The 3,656-nt window shown below is 68.1% G+C and carries 2 protein-coding genes; both read left to right on the top strand.

The window, feature by feature from the left end; translation table 11 throughout:
• Positions 1-254 precede the first annotated feature (254 nt).
• Positions 255-1,652, top strand: a complete 1,398-nt coding sequence (locus CRP55_RS51265) for a DNA polymerase IV (RefSeq protein ID WP_097329402.1) — start codon at positions 255-257, stop codon at positions 1,650-1,652.
• 23 nt (positions 1,653-1,675) lie between these two features.
• Positions 1,676-3,565, top strand: a complete 1,890-nt coding sequence (locus CRP55_RS51260; RefSeq protein WP_179855729.1) for a PAS domain-containing protein — start codon at positions 1,676-1,678, stop codon at positions 3,563-3,565.
• The last annotated feature ends 91 nt before the right edge of the window (positions 3,566-3,656 follow it).

Below are 3,656 nucleotides of genomic sequence, written 5' to 3'. Positions count from 1 at the left end.
GCGTTTCCGAAAACTTCCGGGCACCACGAACCGACTAGAGCCGGATTTCATGATTTCCGTCAGGACGGCCGCGCCGGGCTCCGAGAGGGTCCCGCTCGCTCGCCCGTCTCCCTGGCGGCTCGGAAAACATTACTCCTTGATCCCCGCAACGCCAAATCCGGGTCCGGAAGGGCGTGCCGCCCGGCGGCGCCGGGTTCTTGTCATACCCATCTCCGACACTGGACACAGCAGAAGGACACGGAGGTGGAGGGGCTGTGCGACAGGAGGCGAGTATCGCGCATGTCGACCTGGACGCGATGTTCGCCGCGGTCGAGCAGCGCGACAAGGTGTCGTTGCGCGGTAGGCCGGTCATCGTCGGTGGCGTGGCCGGCCGCGGTGTGGTCTCGACCGCCTCGTACGAAGCTCGCGCCTACGGGGCCCGATCGGCGATGCCGACCGCGGAAGCCCGTCGCCGCTGCCCGTCCGGCACTGCCTTCCTGAGCCCGCGGTTCGCCGCGTACCGCAAGACCAGCCAGGTTGTCATGGCTTTACTGGCCGAGGTGTCGCCGTTGGTGGAACAGGTGTCCATCGACGAGGCCTACTTCGATCTGGCCGCCGCCGGTCGCCACGACCTGTCCCCGGACGGCCTGACCGCGCTCGCCACGCGGATCAAGGCCGACATCGCGGCGGCCACCGGCGGGGTGACCGCCTCGATCGGCGTCGGCACCTCGAAACTCATCGCGAAGATCGGCTCCGACCTCAACAAGCCCGACGGGCTCACCGTCGTCGCGCCCGGCCAGGAGCAGGAGCTGCTGTATCCCCTGCCGGTGACGCGGCTGCCCGGTGTCGGCCCGGCCACCGCCGAACGGCTACGGCGTGCCGGCGTCCACACCATCGGCGGCCTCGCCCAGGTCGCCCGGGCTGATCTGCTCGACTGGTTCGGCCAGGCCCACGGCACCGGCCTGTACAAGCTGGCCCGCGCCGACGACGACCGCACGATCGTCGGCGAACGCGAGGCGAAATCCGTGTCGGCGGAGGAGACCTTCGATGTCGACCTCACCGACAAGACGCGTCTGAACACCGAGATCGACCTGCTCGCCACCCGCGTCGGCGGCCGGTTACGCACCGGCGGCCTGTCCGCCCGTACGGTCACCATCAAGGTCCGCTTCTACGACTTCACCACCATCACCCGTTCGATCACCCGGGCCCAGCCCACCGACGACCCTCGGCTGATCGCGCAGCTGGCCCGCCGGCTGCTCGCCGACGTCGACACCTCCGCCGGCATCCGGCTCCTCGGCGTCGGCACCACCACTCTCGCCGACTTCGTCCAGGACGACCTGTTCGGCACCGTCGACGCGGTCGAGGCCACCAGCCGGCCGGACGGTGCTGGGCAGGTCGAGGTCACGGAACATCCGGCGATCGCCACACCGGTCGCGGGGCCGCCGGCATGGCGGCCGGGCCAGGACGTACGCCACGACGAGCACGGGCCGGGCTGGGTGTGGGGAAGCGGCCGCGGCCGGGTCACCGTACGTTTCGAAGGTCCCACCACCTCTCCAGGCCCGGTTCGCACCTTTCCCGTCGACGACCCGGCGCTGCACCTCACCGATCCACCCGACTGGACGGCCCCTGCTTCTCAGGTCGTCCGTCCCGCAACCGATCAGGCTCTGCACTGAACAGCGAGCGGGAGGACACCGACTTGTCGGATCACACGGTTGGCGCGGACGAGCTCCTCGCCGAGCTGAAAAGCCAGGTCGAGGCGTACGAGCGTGGTTCGGCCACGGCCGAGTACAGCCCGGACGGCCGGGTGCTGCGAGCGAACGACGCCTTCGCCGAGCTGGTAGGCGTCGACCGGGCCGGGATCGTGGGCACCGACCACCGCGCGTTCGTCTCCCCGGAGACGGCCGGGTCGGCCGAGTACACGACTCTGTGGGAGCAGCTGCGTTCCGGCAGCGACCTCACCAGTGAGTTCCGGCTGCTCTGGCAGGGCAGCGGCGACCTGTGGATCCGCTCCACCTGGGTGCCGGTGCGCAACGGCGCCGGCCAGGTGGTCAAGGTTATTGAGTACGCCCGTGACGTGACTCAGGGCAAGCGAGCCGCAGCCGACGCGCAGGGCAAGATCCAGGCGATCTCCCGCTCCCAAGCGGTGATCGAGTTCGACCTCGACGGCCACATCCTGGACGCGAACGAGAACTTCCTCGCCCTGGTCGGATACTCCCGGTCTGAGGTCGTCGGCCGGCATCACCGCATGTTCGTCTCCGCCGAGGATGCGCAGTCGCAGGCGTACCACCAATTTTGGCTCCGGCTGAAGGCCGGCGATTTTGTCTCCGGCGAGTTCCGGCGAATCGGCCAAGGCGGGCGCGACGTGTGGCTCCAGGCCGTGTACAACCCGATCCTGGGTGTCGACGGGAAGCCGTGGAAGGTGGTGAAGTTCGCGGTCGACGTGACCGCCGCGAAGCTGGCCAACGCCGAGTTCGAGGGCAAGGTCGCGGCGATGGACCGATCGCAGGCGATCATCGAGTTCGACCTGGACGGGCACGTGCTCAGCGCGAACGACAACTTCCTGGCCGCGGTCGGCTACCGCTCGGCCGAAGTGATCCGCCGGCACCACCGGATGTTCGTGTCGGAGGAGACGGCGAACTCCGCCGAGTACGCGGACTTCTGGCAGCGCCTGCGGCAGGGCGAGTTCGTGTCCGGCGAGTTCCACCGCTACGGCAAGGACGGGCGGGACGTCTGGCTCCAGGCCACGTACAACCCGATCTTCGGTCTGGACGGCAAGCCGTGGAAGGTGGTCAAGTTCGCCAGTGACGTGACCGAGGCCAAGACCCGTAACGCCGACTTCGAAGGCAAGGTCACCGCGATCCGGCGTTCCCAGGCGGTGATCGAGTTCGACCTCGAGGGCACCGTGCTGGAGGCCAACGACGCGTTCCTCGACCTGATGGGCTACCGCCTGGAGGAGATCCGCGGCCGGCATCACCGGATGTTCGTCGCCGCCGACGAGGCGGACCGGCCGGAGTACCGGGCCTTCTGGAAGATGCTGGCCCGTGGGGAGTTCCACTCCGCCGAGTACCGGCGCATCGCCAAAGACGGGAGCGAGGTGTGGATCCGGGCGACGTACAACCCGATCCTCGACGCCGACGGCAAGCCGGTGAAGGTGGTCAAGTTCGCCAACGACGTCACGGCCGAGAAGCTGCGCAACGTCGAGCTCGCCGGCCGCCTGGCGGCTATCGACCGCTCCCAGGCGGTGATCGAGTTCGACCTGAGCGGCCGCATCCTCACCGCCAACGAGAACTTCCTGAACACGGTCGGCTACACGCTCGAGGAGATCGTCGGCCGGCACCACAGCATGTTCTGCACCGACGACTACGCCGCCTCCACCGAATACCAGGACTTCTGGTCGAGCCTGCGCAACGGCGAGTTCCGCTCGGGCCGCTTCCACCGCCACGGCAAGAACGGCCGCGACGTCTGGATCCAGTCCAGCTACAACCCCATCCTCGACTTGTCCGGCCGCCCCACAAAAATCATCAAGTACGCCTACGACGTGACCACCGAGGTCCACCTGTCCCACCAACTGAGCATCCCCGCCTAGTGTCCTGAGTCGTTAGATCGTTGTCAGTGGGTACGGTGGGTGGTATGCCGTCCTCGATAGCTGTGCCGATCGTGCTCACTGATGATGAGCG

Source organism: Paractinoplanes atraurantiacus (assembly GCF_900215205.1).
GTDB lineage: Bacteria > Actinomycetota > Actinomycetes > Mycobacteriales > Micromonosporaceae > Actinoplanes > Actinoplanes atraurantiacus.
This window is presented reverse-complemented; position numbering and strand designations above follow the sequence as displayed.